This window comes from Vibrio sp. 10N.261.55.C5, from assembly GCF_041470505.1.
GTDB classification, from domain to species: domain Bacteria; phylum Pseudomonadota; class Gammaproteobacteria; order Enterobacterales; family Vibrionaceae; genus Vibrio; species Vibrio crassostreae_C.
On sequence record NZ_JBFRMS010000012.1, the window covers coordinates 348073 to 363025 of the forward strand.

The 14953-nt window shown below is 44.6% G+C and carries 11 protein-coding genes and 1 tRNA gene; 10 read left to right on the forward strand and 2 right to left on the reverse strand.

The genetic code is table 11. From position 1 onward, the window contains the following. Positions 1-249: 249 nt before the first annotated feature. Positions 250-2280: an excinuclease ABC subunit UvrB gene (gene uvrB, locus AB4263_RS06190; protein ID WP_372097887.1), complete on the reverse strand. Its 2031-nt coding sequence runs from the start codon at positions 2278-2280 to the stop codon at positions 250-252. 508 nt (positions 2281-2788) lie between these two features. Between uvrB and AB4263_RS06195 the strand changes: the two genes are divergently transcribed. The 8 genes from AB4263_RS06195 to nth all read left to right on the forward strand — a co-directional run bounded on the left by AB4263_RS06195 (position 2789) and on the right by nth (position 10150). After that, positions 2789-2864, forward strand: a tRNA-Asn gene (locus AB4263_RS06195). A gap of 487 nt (positions 2865-3351) precedes the next feature. Next, positions 3352-3930, forward strand: coding sequence for an electron transport complex subunit RsxA (gene rsxA / locus AB4263_RS06200; protein ID WP_004734039.1), 579 nt, complete (start codon positions 3352-3354; stop codon positions 3928-3930). Between the two features lie 2 nt (positions 3931-3932). Next, positions 3933-4526: an electron transport complex subunit RsxB gene (gene rsxB / locus AB4263_RS06205; RefSeq protein WP_004734040.1), complete on the forward strand. Its 594-nt coding sequence runs from the start codon at positions 3933-3935 to the stop codon at positions 4524-4526. A 7-nt stretch (positions 4527-4533) separates the two neighbouring features. After that, on the forward strand, positions 4534-6969 hold the full coding sequence (rsxC, locus tag AB4263_RS06210; RefSeq protein WP_372097889.1) for an electron transport complex subunit RsxC: 2436 nt from the start codon (positions 4534-4536) through the stop codon (positions 6967-6969). Next, positions 6969-8015 carry an electron transport complex subunit RsxD gene (rsxD, locus tag AB4263_RS06215; protein WP_017063459.1) on the forward strand — a complete coding sequence of 349 codons (1047 nt, stop codon included), beginning with the start codon at positions 6969-6971 and terminating at the stop codon, positions 8013-8015. The genes rsxC and rsxD overlap by 1 nt, the downstream gene beginning before the upstream one ends. A gap of 13 nt (positions 8016-8028) precedes the next feature. Beyond that, the gene (gene rsxG, locus AB4263_RS06220) at positions 8029-8658 is read left to right on the forward strand and encodes an electron transport complex subunit RsxG (protein WP_017061171.1); all 630 of its coding nucleotides are present in this window, start codon (positions 8029-8031) and stop codon (positions 8656-8658) included. Next, on the forward strand, positions 8658-9350 hold the full coding sequence (locus tag AB4263_RS06225) for an electron transport complex subunit E (RefSeq protein ID WP_012603531.1): 693 nt from the start codon (positions 8658-8660) through the stop codon (positions 9348-9350). Before rsxG ends, AB4263_RS06225 begins: the two co-directional genes overlap by 1 nt. Before the next feature lie 164 nt (positions 9351-9514). Continuing rightward, entirely contained in the window at positions 9515-10150 is a 636-nt protein-coding gene (nth, locus tag AB4263_RS06230; protein WP_048610522.1) for an endonuclease III, read from the forward strand. Between the two features lie 180 nt (positions 10151-10330). Here nth and AB4263_RS06235 read toward each other — a convergent pair whose 3' ends face one another. Beyond that, positions 10331-13084 (reverse strand): cation-transporting P-type ATPase, encoded by a 2754-nt coding sequence (locus AB4263_RS06235; protein ID WP_017061173.1) that lies wholly within the window; start codon positions 13082-13084, stop codon positions 10331-10333. Positions 13085-13849: 765 nt separating this feature from the next. On the opposite strand from AB4263_RS06235, the gene gloA reads away from it, so the two are divergent. Both gloA and AB4263_RS06245 read left to right on the forward strand, forming a co-directional pair. Continuing rightward, a complete protein-coding gene (gloA, locus tag AB4263_RS06240; protein WP_137002124.1) occupies positions 13850-14266 on the forward strand; it encodes a lactoylglutathione lyase in 417 nt (138 codons plus the stop codon). Between the two features lie 200 nt (positions 14267-14466). Beyond that, positions 14467-14901, forward strand: coding sequence for a DUF2753 domain-containing protein (locus tag AB4263_RS06245; RefSeq protein WP_004734047.1), 435 nt, complete (start codon positions 14467-14469; stop codon positions 14899-14901). Positions 14902-14953 lie beyond the last annotated feature (52 nt).

Sequence of the window (14953 nt, forward strand, 5' to 3'; positions counted from 1 at the left end):
TTATGCAAATTAGCCACAGTATTTGTAGTGTGTTTTTTTACTTGCTTCAAACAATCAATGTTTTATCTATCTGGCACGAACGATGCAACGGTATAAATGACCTTCGGGTCACCTAGCCAACTGACGTTGTTAGTGGACCGATTGTTCACAAACGTAAGCCAGTAGAACATTTACTACTGGCTGTTTTTTTGTCTGAAACACTCTCAATTCTTGTGTTGAGGGGGATCAATTCTCGAGCGAAAAGTGAGATTAGCTGTTGGTAATAAACTGCTTTCTTAACTGCTCAATTTCATCACGCTTCTGTGCGGCCAATTCAAATTCCAGATTCTGAGCATGCTGATACATCGCAGATTCTAGCTTGCTGATCTCTTTATCAAGCTGTTGCGGCGTAAGTACTGCATAACTTTCAGAAGGCTCTGCCACCTTAGATAGTGGAACTTGTTTCGATTGGCGCTGCTGCTTCGACTTGGTTAGATCACCCAGTTCCATAATGTCTTTGATATTGCGTTTCAACGCTTGCGGAGTGATGCCTTGCTCTTCGTTGTAGGCTTGCTGTTTCTCGCGACGACGATCGGTTTCATCAATCGCTTTTCTCATCGACTTAGTAATCGAATCACCATAAAGGATTGCTCGACCTTCCAAGTTACGAGCAGCACGACCAATGGTTTGAATCAGAGAACGCTCAGAACGCAAGAAGCCCTCTTTATCTGCATCAAGAATCGCCACCAGCGACACTTCAGGCATATCCAAACCTTCACGAAGTAAGTTAATGCCCACTAACACATCGAACTTGCCCAAACGTAGGTCTCGGATGATCTCTACACGCTCAACGGTATCGATATCCGAGTGCAAGTAACGCACTTTAACGCCGTGCTCACTTAGGTATTCGGTTAAGTCTTCTGCCATTCTCTTGGTCAACGTGGTAACCAAAACACGCTCTTCTTTCACTGAACGGATTCTGATTTCAGACAGCAAGTCATCCACCTGCGTCGCGACAGGTCTTACTTCGATGATTGGGTCTAACAGACCAGTAGGACGTACCACTTGATCAGCAATCTCGCCATCTGATTTTTCAATCTCGTAATTACCTGGTGTTGCCGACACAAAAATCGTTTGTGGGGCTATAGACTCAAATTCTTCAAACTTCATTGGACGGTTATCCAATGCAGAAGGCAGTCTAAAACCAAACTCGACCAAGGTTTCTTTACGAGAACGGTCACCTTTATACATCGCACCAATTTGCGGCACAGTCACGTGTGACTCATCGATGATCAGCAAACCATCATCAGGCAGGTAGTCAAATAACGTTGGCGGCGCTTCCCCTTCCGCACGGCCGCTCAAGTATCGTGAATAGTTTTCGATACCGGAACAGAAGCCAAGCTCAGTCATCATCTCAATATCAAACTGAGTTCTTTGAGAGATACGCTGCTCTTCCAAAAGCTTATTGTTGTCTTTTAAGTATTGAGCACGATCGCGCAGTTCGTCCTTGATGTTCTCAATCGCCTCAAGGATTTTTTCTCTTGGCGTTACATAGTGAGTTTTTGGATAAACCGTAAAGCGCGGCAAGTCTCTTTGTTTCACCGCACCAGTCAGAGGATCAAAAATACTAATGCAGTCCACTTCGTCATCGAACATCTCAATTCGAACCGCATCTTGGTCAGATTCAGCCGGAAAGATATCAATCACCTCACCACGAACACGGAACTGACCACGTTCAAAGGCGACATCGTTTCTTGAATATTGCAGCTCAGCCAATCGACGCAGGATGTCTCGCTGATCCATCACCTCGCCACGACTCAAATGAAGCATCATCTTCAAATAAGACTTAGGATCACCCAGACCGTAGATAGCCGACACAGAAGCCACAATGATGGCGTCTTTTCGTTCTAATAAGGCTTTGGTTGCCGAAAGCCTCATTTGTTCGATATGAGCGTTAACAGACGCATCTTTCTCGATGAACGTGTCCGTGGTTGGAACGTAGGCTTCAGGTTGGTAGTAATCGTAGTAAGAAACGAAATACTCAACGGCATTGTTTGGAAAGAAAGATTTCATCTCACCATAAAGTTGAGCCGCCAATGTCTTGTTAGGCGCTAACAGAATCGCAGGTCTTTGAGATTGGGAAATGACGTTGGCAAGGGTAAAGGTTTTACCTGAGCCCGTTACCCCTAGTAGAGTTTGATGTGCCAAACCAGAATCTAATCCGTCTAGTAATTTGGTTATCGCTGTCGGCTGATCACCGGACGGGCTGTAGTCCGATACCAAGTCAAAGAGTTTACTCATAGGTCGCCATTTCCATACTGTTTTTTTAATCAGGTCATTGTCACTCTAGGAGGAGTGTCGTTGCAACAATTATCTAGAGAAATGCATCTTAAGATCAGAGATCAGTTATAGCTTTTATTTTTAGAACTTGGTATTATCCGTGCCCTGCAAAGTTTCCCCAGCTAAATTACTCGAATTTTAATCCACTACTTTTCCCCAAAAAACCTAAAAATACCGCTTGTTTTACTGTTCGTTTTATAATCTACAGAAGTTATACAATTGCGACATTTTGCTATAAATCTTTTAAATACATTACGTTAGATAAGGTTTTTACATTTTTCGATTTATCCCGATTATTGTTGTTAAAGTTTCACACACACACTTATCCACAATTTTGGTGGATAACTAAAGCAAAGCTAAATCCTATAAGGCGTTCAAGAAAGTAAAGTTTTTTATCTTACTTTTTTCTGATATTTTTTATTGACAGAAATCCGGACAATTATTAGAATTCGCGTCGCTAACAAGCAATTCCCCTTTAGTTCAGTTGGTAGAACGGCGGACTGTTAATCCGTATGTCGCAAGTTCAAGTCTTGCAAGGGGAGCCAAATTCAGAAAAGAGCCCAATCGAAAGATTGGGCTCTTTTCGTATATAACTGCGACTAACTTGTTCCAAGTTAATGTCACAAACCTAGCCGCCCGCGTTCAAGTCTCGACAAGGGGGCCAAATTTAAAGAAGCCGCATCATTCGATGCGGCTTTTTGCGTTTTAGTGCTTTGGGCTCGTATTTTACTCGCCTCTTTCACTCCTCTTTTTGATAGTTCTGAGCACAAAAAGCCACAAATATGACCCTATTCGTAGGAAGCAAATCGAGTTCAATTCAAGAATGATCTTATGAAAGATCCAATTCAACTACTCCTACAAACTTGTCTCACGAAGTAAAAATTGGCCGTCTATACTTACGGTAACTTTAATAATCAATCGATTACCTGATGTTTTTTTCACCAAGTGTCTAAATCCCTAGTGATCCTTGGTTGTTATTAGGTGAGCAAAGCAGGATAATATCGGGATCGGAATCTCAAGAATTAATCCATTATGACCGAATACCTTTTGTTGTTGGTTGGCACAGTGCTGGTCAATAACTTTGTGCTAGTGAAGTTTTTAGGACTATGTCCATTTATGGGAGTCTCCAAGAAACTGGAGACTGCGATTGGCATGGGCCTCGCGACGACTTTCGTTCTAACGTTAGCGTCGGTCTCTGCATACCTAGTAGAAACCTACATCCTTACCCCACTGGGTATTGAATACCTGCGTACCATGAGTTTCATCTTGGTTATCGCGGTGGTTGTTCAATTTACGGAAATGGTCGTTCACAAAACCAGCCCGACTCTTTATCGCCTGCTGGGTATCTTTCTGCCTCTTATCACCACCAACTGTGCGGTATTAGGTGTGGCACTTCTGAACATCAATGAAAACCACAACTTCATTCAGTCGATCATCTATGGTTTCGGCGCAGCGGTGGGTTTCTCTCTTGTATTGATCTTATTTGCTGCAATGCGTGAACGTATTGCGGTTGCTGATGTTCCAATGCCATTCAAAGGCGCATCGATTGCGATGATCACAGCAGGCCTAATGTCTCTGGCATTCATGGGCTTTACTGGGTTGGTGAAATAAACATGAGTACCATTTTAATTGCGATCATTGCGCTAGCCGTTTTAGCCGCTGTTTTTGGCGCTATTTTGGGCTTTGCTTCTATCCGTTTTAAAGTTGAAGCTGATCCTATCGTCGATCAAATCGACACCATTTTACCGCAAACTCAATGTGGCCAGTGTGGCTACCCTGGCTGTCGCCCATACGCAGAGGCGATCGCTAACGGAGACAAGATCAACAAATGTCCTCCGGGCGGCCAAGCAACCATTGAGAAGCTAGCAGATTTAATGGGCGTAGAAGTTGAAGACTCCGCTCATGACTTAGATAACAAAGTAAAAACCGTTGCCTTCATTCACGAAGATATGTGTATCGGCTGTACCAAGTGTATTCAAGCCTGCCCTGTTGACGCCATTGTTGGTGGCACCAAGGCACTGCACACAGTAATTAAAGATGAATGTACAGGTTGTGATCTATGTGTCGCACCGTGCCCTACTGACTGTATTGAAATGATTCCAGTGGCAACAACGACTGAAAATTGGAAATGGCAGATGAACATCATTCCTGTTACTGATATCACTAACCAAGCGACTGATGCGACTGCGTCAGAGCCTAAAGCATAGGGTTAGTATGATCTCTTTAATTGAACAAATTCGCACGGGCTCTATTTGGAACTTCCCTGGTGGCGTGCACCCTGCTGAAAACAAGAAACAGTCGAATACTACTGATATCGTCCATGCAAGGCTTCCAGAAGAAATCGTTCTTCCTGTGAAACAGCACATCGGTAAGCCGGGGAACCTATTGGTTGCTGCTGGCGACACTGTGTTAAAAGGTCAGCAACTTACGGCCTTAGACACAGGTTTTACTTTGCCAGTACACGCACCAACATCGGGTGTGATTACCGCTATCGAACCGCGAACTACCGCTCACCCTTCAGGCTTGAGCGAAATATGCGTGGTTATTAAACCTGATGGCCTAGACACTTGGATTGAAAAAAATCCAGTTGAAGATTTTTCGACAAAGACTTCTGACGAACTGCTTGATGTGATTCGCCAAGCTGGTATTTCAGGCATGGGCGGCGCAGGTTTCCCTACGGCTAAGAAGCTTCAATCAGGCTTAGGTCGTACCGACATTTTGATCGTCAACGCTGCGGAATGTGAACCTTACATCACCTCTGATGACAAGTTGCTTCAAGAACATGCCGACGAAGTATTAAACGGCATCGAAGTGGTTGAACACATTCTTCAACCAAAGCTGACCGTTATCGGTATTGAAGACAACAAACCTGATGCAATAAAAGCACTTGAGGTTGCAGCGAAAAACAAAGACATCGTCATTCGAGTTATCCCAACTAAATACCCTTCGGGTGGTGAGAAACAGCTCATCAAGATCCTCACCAATAAAGAGGTTCCAGCTGGTGGTATACCTGCAGATATTGGTGTTTTGGTTCAGAACGTCGGCTCTCTTTACTCGATTAAGCGAGCAGTAATTGACGGCGAACCTGTGGTTAACCGCGTTGTGACATTAACCGGTAAAACCTTTAAGCAACCTCGTAACGTTTGGGCGCTATTAGGCACACCAGTACATGAGTTACTTGAAGAGTTTGGCTACAAAGCAGATAAAAAACTGCCGCGTTTAATTTTGGGCGGCCCGATGATGGGCTTTACCTTGCCGCATGCCAATGTACCAATCACCAAAACGTCGAACTGTATTTTGGCGCCAACGCGTCGTGAGATCTCACCAAGCACTTACGAGATGGAATGTATCCGTTGCAGCGCATGTGCTGAAGCTTGCCCTGCGTCTCTACTTCCTCAACAACTGCAATGGCACGCCAAAGCCAACGAGTTGGATAAGTGTGAAGAGCTAAATATTAAAGACTGTATTGAATGTGGTGCATGTGCATTTGTCTGCCCAAGCGAAATCCCTCTTGTTCAGTACTATCGCCAAGCAAAAGCTGAAATCAAAACTCGAAAAGATGAAGCCGCTGCTGCAGAACGCGCCAAGATTCGTTTTGAAGAGAAGAACGCTCGTATGGAGCGTGATAAAGCCGAACGTGAAAACCGCTTTAAAAAAGCCGCAGATAACCGCCGTAAAGATATGAAAACATCCGGCGGTGATGATGCTATTGCTGCTGCGATTGCTCGTGTTAAAGCACAAAAAGCCGCTGCGGATCAGGCTCCGAATGAAGAACCAGCAGTGAAACCTGCGGTTGCTGCCGCTATTGCGAAGGCAAAAGCGAAACAAGCTGCAGCTCAAAAAGCGGAAGGCGCTGAACCAGACAACTCTGAAATGTCTAAACTGCGTGAAGAGCGCAAGCGTCAAGCGAGAGAGCGCAAGGCACAACAAGCAGCAGCCGATACTCCTGCAGAAAGCTCAGGCGATACGAAGAAAGACGCCGTTGCTGCTGCGATTGCTCGCGCTAAAGCGAAGAAAGCACAGCAAGCGGAATCTGCTTCGGATGCTCCTGTTGAAAGCTCTGGCGATGCTAAGAAAGATGCTGTCGCTGCGGCCATTGCTCGTGCTAAAGCCAAGAAAGCTCAACAAGCTGAATCTGCTGCTGAAGCTCCTGCTGAAAAATCCGGCGATGCCAAGAAAGATGCTGTTACTGCCGCTATCGCTCGTGCTAAAGCCAAAAAAGCCCAGCAAGCGAAGCAAGCAGAAACATCTGAACCAGTGGTTGAAGTTGAAACCGAGACTCAATCGGAGCAAGTCGACCCTAAGAAAGCTGCTGTTGCTGCGGCCATCGCTCGCGCTAAGGCTAAGAAAGCACAGCAAGCGACACAAGAAACAACCGAAGCTCCTGAACCTGCAGTTGAAACTGAAGCTGGAAGTTCTGGCGATGCTAAGAAAGACGCCGTTGCTGCCGCTATAGCCCGTGCTAAAGCAAAAAAAGCACAGCAAGCTAAGCAAGCAGAAACATCTGAACCAGTAGTTGAAGTAGAAACTGATACTCAATCTGAACAGGTCGATCCGAAGAAAGCTGCTGTTGCTGCAGCTATCGCTCGTGCTAAAGCGAAAAAAGCCCAGCAAGAGCTAGATAAAAAGAACAATGAGGAGAAAGAGTAGTGGCCTTCTTTATCGCCAGCTCACCGCACGCGCATAGCCGTAGAAGCACCCCAGATCTAATGAAATGGGTGGCTATTTGTGCATTGCCAGGTCTACTAGCTCAAACCTACTTCTTTGGATGGGGTACCCTCATCCAGTTAGTATTTGCTATTGCACTTGCTGTTACCTTTGAAGCAGCCGTCATGCTATTGAGAAAACGCCCGCCAGTAATGGCACTGCGTGATTACAGTGCTGTTGTAACCGCTTGGCTACTGAGTGTCGCGATTCCCCCACACTCTCCGTGGTGGATCCTCGTCATTGGTATGTTCTTCGCTATTATTATCGCGAAACACTTATACGGCGGCCTAGGGCAGAACCCATTTAACCCTGCGATGGTCGCTTACGTTGTTTTGCTGATTTCATTCCCAGTTCAAATGACCAGTTGGAATGCTCCCGCGAGCCTGACAGCAGAAGCAACAAGCTTTATTGACTCATTCTTGATGATCTTTACTGGCTTCAATAACGAAGGTTTGTCTCTGCAACAAGCACGCCTTGGCATTGATGGCACCACAATGGCGACGCCGCTTGATGCATTCAAAACGGCATTAACGGCAGGCAATACTGCCTCAGAAGCACTATCTCAACCTCAATTTAGTTGGTTAGCTGGCGTAGGCTGGGAGTGGGTAAACCTTGCTTACCTAATCGGCGGTTTAGTGCTGATTAAGCAACGTGTTATTCAATGGTATATCCCTGTGGCTTTCATCGGCAGTCTTACTCTGTTTAGCTTAGTGTTCTTAGTGCTCACTCCTGGAGAAACCGCTTCTCCAACCATTCACCTTCTGTCTGGCGCGACTATGCTTGGTGCATTCTTTATTGCAACCGACCCAGTTTCAGCATCCACGACAGTCAAAGGTCGCTTAGTGTTTGGCGCTCTGATCGGCGGTTTAGTCTTTATCATCCGCAGTTGGGGTGGTTTCCCTGATGGCGTGGCGTTTGCTGTATTGTTAGCCAACATGTGTGTTCCACTGATTGACTACTACACCAAACCTCGCACATACGGTCACTAAGGGAGCGGATACCATGCTAAATGCAATTAAGAAAAACGGCCTTGTACTCGCGATTTTTGCGTGTGCTTCGACGGGTTTGGTCGCGGTAACTCACTACCTGACCAAAGATCAGATCAAACAACAAGAACAGGCTCAGTTACTGTCTGTTCTTAACCAAGTGATCCCACACGATCAGCACGACAACGAGCTGTTTTCGTCTTGTACTTTGGTTCAAGCAGAAGAGCTTGGTACTGAGCAAGCGATGCCGGCTTACATTGCTAAGCTTAATGGTGAGCCAAGCGCGATTGCGATCGAAGCGATTGCACCAGACGGCTACAATGGCGCGATTAAAGTCATTGTTGGAATGAAAACTGACGGTACTATTTTAGGTACTCGCGTGCTTTCTCACCAAGAGACTCCGGGCTTGGGTGATAAGATTGATCTGCGTGTGAGTGATTGGATTCTTTCGTTTGCAGGTAAGCAAGTGACGGATTCTAATCTAGACCGTTGGAAGGTTCGTAAAGACGGTGGTGATTTTGACCAGTTTACTGGCGCTACTATCACGCCAAGAGCAGTCGTGAAGTCAGTCAAACAAGCGGTCCAGTACGTTAACCAAAACAACCAAGCATTGCTTGCTCAACCTCTAAATTGTGGTGGTGAATAATGAGTGACCATAAAACATTGATCAAAAATGGCATGTGGGCCAATAACCCTGCCCTAGTGCAACTTCTTGGGTTATGTCCGCTGCTGGCTGTATCGTCAACAGTCACTAACGCACTTGGGCTAGGCATTGCTACCTTGCTTGTATTGGTCGGCTCAAACGTTTCTGTTTCTTTGGTTCGTAATCATGTGCCAAAAGAAGTACGTATCCCAGTATTCGTAATGATCATTGCCTCGCTAGTAACCTGTGTTCAATTGCTGATGAACGCTTACGCCTATGGGCTTTACCTCTCTTTGGGTATCTTCATCCCGCTGATCGTAACCAACTGCATCATCATTGGTCGTGCGGAAGCCTTCGCTTCAAAAAATGAAGTGCTACCAGCGGCTCAAGATGGTTTCTGGATGGGTCTAGGCATGACATCAGTATTGGTCGTGTTAGGTGCGATGCGTGAGATTATTGGTAACGGGACCCTATTTGATGGCGCAGACCTGCTGCTTGGTGACTGGGCTTCGGTGTTACGAATCCAGATATTCCAATTTGATAACAGCTTCTTGTTAGCCCTGCTTCCACCGGGTGCCTTCATTGGTGTTGGTTTCTTAATTGCTTTGAAAAATATCATCGATAACCAAGCAAAATCTAGACAACCAAAACAAGAAAAACCAGTCATTGAACGCGCTCGCGTTACCAATGCCTAATAAGTTAAATTAGCTTAAACCTCGCTGAGTTAGCTCAACCACTCAGCGGGAGAAATCAGATCTAAACAGTACATATAATAATGACGCTCATAAGAGCGCGTAACCGATGATAAAGCAGAAGCAATCCAAGCTTCATGCCCTAACTATTTGAAAGTAATGTCGCTATGAACAATGTAAAACGAGTAGAAATACTTGAGCGTTTAAGAGAAAACAATCCAAAGCCAGAGACTGAGCTTAACTGGAACAGCCCATTCGAGCTGCTGATTGCCGTTCTATTGTCAGCACAAGCAACCGATGTTAGTGTGAACAAGGCGACGGATAAGCTGTACCCTGTAGCCAACACGCCACAAGCAATTTTCGACCTAGGTGTTGATGGCTTAAAAGAGTACATCAAGACCATCGGCCTATTTAACTCAAAAGCAGAAAACACCATCAAAACGTGTCGTATGCTGCTTGACCTACATAATGGTGAAGTACCGGAAGATCGCGCTGCATTAGAAGCCCTTCCAGGTGTCGGTCGTAAAACAGCAAACGTAGTGTTAAATACCGCATTCGGTTGGCCAACCATTGCCGTTGATACTCACATCTATCGTGTATCAAACCGCACTAAGCTAGCGATGGGTAAAACCGTCGACGATGTCGAAGCAAAACTACTTAAAGTTATCCCAAAAGAATTCAAACTGGATGTCCACCATTGGCTCATTCTTCATGGACGTTACACCTGTGTCGCACGTAAACCACGCTGTGGCAGCTGTATCATTGAAGACCTCTGTGAATTCAAAGAAAAGAGCGAAGATTAGTCTTTCCGTTCACAACGATTAATCAATACGGCAGCGCTTAAAGCGCTGCTTTTTTATTGCCACTCTCTAGAATCCGCCTCTACATAAGTTTTCACTTCTAATTCTGCGTTCCCAAGACAACAGGCATAAAAAATCCCGCCTTTTATGGCGGGATTCAATTATTTAGCTAAGAAGTCTGTCTTAGATAAACTCCACTTTAGTCACTTCTTTGATAGCAGATAGAACAAATGTTGGTACTGCTGCAATGAAGATTAACGATATTAAGTGATTAAACTCTAGCGCTTCTGTGCTGAATACCAACTGACCGAAGCTTGTGTACACAACGCTTAAAGACAAGATAGCCGATACTGCCACCGCACCAAGTAGGTAGTGGTTAGTGAACGGATTCTTACGATAAATCGTTGTAAACGTACGTGCATCGAACAAGCTCCAAAGTTGAGCAAAGATCAGTGTTAAAAACGCAACGGTTTGTGCGTATTGAGCACTGTAACCACCGTCGAGTGCGTAAGAGAATGTCACAAAGCTTAGACCACCTAATGCGAGACCACGAGTTAGGATACGAGCGCCTAGACCATTAGAGAAGAAGCCTTGGTCACGTTTGCCTGGCTTACGCTCCATGAGATCTTTCTCTTCTGGCTCAACACCGAGTGCGAGTGCTGGTAGACCATCAGAAACGAGGTTAACCCATAAAATCATTAGTGGAGTTAGCGGAAGTACTACATCTGGTCCCATGAGTAGGAATGCAAATAGGATTACCGAAACCTCACCCACGTTCGCTGTAAGTGCTTGGCGGATAAACTTACGTAGGTTATCGAAAATTTGACGACCCTGACGTACCGCCTTCACGATAGTACTGAAGTTGTCATCCAACAGGATAAGGTCACCTGAGTCTTTCGCAACAGACGTACCTGTAATACCCATCGCAACACCAATGTCTGCACGACGCAGTGCTGGCGCATCGTTCACGCCGTCACCGGTCATAGAGGCAACTTCATTGTTCTCTTGCTGCGCTTTTACGATACGCAGCTTGTGCTCTGGAGTAACACGGGCAAATACTGCAACCTGAGAACAGATAGACAACAGCTTCTCGTCATCCATTTGGTCAAGCTCAGCACCCGTTACCACTAGATCGTCTTCGCTACGGATGATTCCGATTTCACGAGCAATCGCTGCTGCCGTGACTGCGTGGTCACCGGTAATCATTACCGTACGAACACCAGCGCTATAACAGCTATTTACTGCATCGCGTACTTCTGGGCGTGGTGGATCCATGATGCCATAGATACCCAGGATGCTGACGTCTTTTTCAAGCTCAGGGAAATCTAACTCAAGCTCTTCTTCTTTTAATTCACGGAAACCAACGGCAAGTGTACGCAGAGCATCACCACCAAAGGTTTGGATTGCCGCTTCAAAGTTTAAATGAAGCTCTTGAGACGGTGCGGTATCGAGAGCCAAGTTGCCTGAAACTTCACAGCCAACCGTTGGTACGAAACCACCGTCAACCATGAAGCTGGTTGATTTACCAAGAACAACATCTGGCGCACCTTTCAATGCTAGGAAGTGCTTACCTTGTGGGTCACGAACGATAACAGAAGCCATCTTACGACCAGAATCGAACGGGAACTTCTTAACGATTGAGTAGCCACCCGTTGATAGCATTTCATCTTGTTTAAGACCTGCTTTTGCAGCTGCAACAATTAGTGCACCTTCTGTCGGGTTGCCACGAACCGTCCATTTACCATCAGCATTTACATATTCAGCATCGTTACAAAGCGTTGCAACAACAAGACCTTTCATCATTGCAGGGCTGTTTGTCGCTTCGACATTGTGACCTTTGGTAATGAATTCACCCTTAGGATCAAAACCTTTACCTGACACATCCCAGTAACGACCAGACACATCGTACGCTTTCATCACCTGCATTTGGTTTTGTGTTAGCGTACCGGTTTTATCTGAACAGATAACGGTTGTAGAACCAAGCGTTTCGATTGCTGCTAGCTGTTTAGCCAAAGCATTATTCTTAACCATCTTAGTCGAGCCCATCGTTAATACGATAGTAACCACCGTTGGTAAACCTTCAGGAATAGCGGCAACCGATAAAGAGATACCTGTTGTTAGGATTTCTAACCATGGCATACCGTGGTAAACACCGATAGCACAAACAATAGCAACAACCACAAGAGCAACAACCAATAATGCGAGTGCGATGGTGTCCATACGCTCTTGCATTGGTGTTTTCGTCTCTTCCGTTTGGTTCATCATATCAGCGATGTGACCAACTTCAGTTTGCATACCTGTGCTTGTTACCACAGCAAGGCCTGTACCTGTAGTCACGATTGTTGTCATGAAGCCCATGTTCTTCTGATCGCCAAGACCAAGGGTCTCATCTTCAAGGCGTTCAGACTGCTTATTCACTGGCTCAGATTCACCGGTCAGTGCAGCCTCATCTACCGTCAGACGGTTTGACTCAAGAATACGAACATCAGCAGGCAGAATATCGCCAGTATTAATTTTGATGATGTCACCAGGAACGAGGGTTTTAGCTGGAACACTGATCCATTTACCATCGCGCATCACTTCGGCTTCTGGAGCTGCCATTTCTTTTAGCGCTTCCATCCCTTTCTGAGCTTTAAATTCTTGCCAGAACGCGATACCAGTATTGATAAGGATAATCACTGCAATAGCCATAGCATCAATCGCGTGGCCAGTAGACCAAGAAACGATTGCACCAACAGCTAGAATAAAAATCAGTGGGTTTTTATATTGATGAATATACAGTTCCCACGCAGAAGCTGACTCTTGTGCAGTCAGTTCGTTAGTGCCGTGCTTCTCTAAGCGTGCATCCGCTTCAGAAGTTGATAAACCTGTCGTTTGATCTGCGTTCAGTTCGTTTAAAACATCTGAACTTTGTTGTGTAAACCATTTACTCGTCATTTGAGTACTCCACATCAATGCCTCACGCCGAGGCTAATGTAATAAAATAATACTTATTCTTATGTGATAGAAAAATCGCACAAATCAAAAGTGAATATTTAGTCGATTTGGTGCGCTTGAAAAACTATATAGTAAGGATTGTCTATTTAGCAAAGATCGCAAAAGATACACTTGATACACACTTGACAACTACTTTTAAAACACAACCACATCAAACATCAAACATAAAACAAACAATACAAGCCCAAACTATTGTTTAAAAAAGATAAGCACAAAAAATAGACACCCTTTGCACTTTCGTAAAAACCATTGGTTATCGGCGTATTTTATCGAAAATTCCTTAATAACGAAGTAAAACATCGGAATAACCTTTCAATAAACAGGGAGATGTTGGCGTAATCATAAATTGATAAAATGGAAAGTTAGATGCCAATTGTAAAAACGAAAGGAAATCAGCAACAAGATGGAGATATAAGTCACAATTCAACAACCAAGGCCATTCTTGGCCATTACAAAAAAGACCAACACTCAAATTTACTATTTATGCAAAACTGCGAATTAAGCGCTAGTGACTGACAAATTAATAAGGCCGTCGCTCTTTAATTTCTTGTAATACAAATAAGAAAAAAGGCAGAGGGGGAGAGTAAGATAGATGATGAGAATAAGAAAATATGACCAAACTCATCATCTCTTTGGTGTTGCTTATGAGCTTGCTCATATATAGTGCTATAAAAGAAACAACCAATAACAAGCTAGGAGCAAATCATGTCAAACGGTCGTATTTTACACACCATGCTACGCGTGGGTGATCTAGACAAGTCTATCGAGTTCTACACCAATGTAATGGGCATGCAGCTATTACGTAAGAACGAAAACAAAGAGTACGAATACACACTGGCTTTCGTTGGCTTTGGCGACGAATCTCAAGGCGCAGTGATTGAGCTGACTTACAACTGGGGCACCACGGAATACGATCTTGGCTCTGCTTTTGGTCACGTTGCTATCGGTGTTGATGACATCTACATAACGTGTGATGCGATTAAAGCAGCTGGCGGCAACGTAACGCGAGAAGCGGGTCCGGTTAAAGGCGGCTCTACACACATTGCGTTCGTTAAAGATCCTGATGGCTACATGATTGAGCTGATTCAGAACAAACAAGCAAGCGCAGGTCTAGAAGGTTAATTCCTTAACCTCTTTGAGAAGTTGAGTTTGAACGCCTGATGAAATGAAAAAAGAAGTGAGCACTATGCTCGCTTCTTTTTTATCACTCTCACCATAATCGATATTCTTTACCAATTATTCTTAACAATCTCATTGATGAAACTTTACATGATAATGATTATCATTTAAATTAACCACCTATTGATTAGTGAGGTAATACAATGATTAGCGAATGGGAAAAACACACGTTACTTGCCGATACTGCATTGCAGCTCGACGATCCTGTACGAAGTATTCTTCATTATCAGCAGGCTTTGAACTTAAGTGAAGAAATTACAGAACGCACCGATATTCAAGCCGATGAACGCTTACTGATCTCGGTGATTTCTTGCCACAATCTTGCTCAATTCTGGCGTTGGGCTGGCGACACTGAATACGAGCTCAAGTATCTTCAACTGGCTTCTGAAAAGGTACTCACACTGATCCCTCAGTGCCCTAATACTCAATGTTCAAGCTTTATCGATTCTATTGGTTGCTGTAAGAAAGCGCTGATCGATTTCATGAAACGCCACCCAAACCCTAAAATTGCCTCTATGGTGGAAAAGATCGATACCGCGACCAACTGTGAAATGATCGCCCGCTTCCGCTTGAATTAAACAAGTTCCGTTAAAACAACGACTCCAAATTTAAAAATCGAGTAGGAGGAGG